The 264-nt window shown below is 42.8% G+C and carries 1 pseudogene; it reads left to right on the top strand.

Annotation, left to right across the window (positions count from 1 at the left end):
• Positions 1 to 42: 42 nt before the first annotated feature.
• Positions 43 to 264 (top strand): annotated as a pseudogene (locus STRDD13_RS08115) (sigma-70 family RNA polymerase sigma factor); the annotation flags it as partial.

Genomic DNA, 264 nt, shown 5'->3' with positions numbered 1-264 from the left:
TCTGCTAAAGTAGAGGAATAAAAGACGAAGGAGATAGGATGAATGGATATCGAAACATTATATGCGAAGGTGTCGGGGATTGTTGAGAAGGCGCGTCGTCAATACTACATCAAGCAGTGGGACGGAGACGATTGGAAACAGGAGGGGATGATCTGCTTATATCAATTACTAGAAGAACAGCCCCAGTTAGAGACAAAGGAAGGTCAACTCTATGTATACTTTAAGGTACGGTTCACGAATTACGTAAAAGACATGGTGAGAAGG

The sequence above is a fragment of the Streptococcus sp. DD13 genome (assembly GCF_001578875.1).
Classification (GTDB): domain Bacteria; phylum Bacillota; class Bacilli; order Lactobacillales; family Streptococcaceae; genus Streptococcus.
The sequence above is the reverse complement of the archived record's forward strand: the minus strand, read 5'-3'. Positions and strand labels throughout refer to the sequence as shown.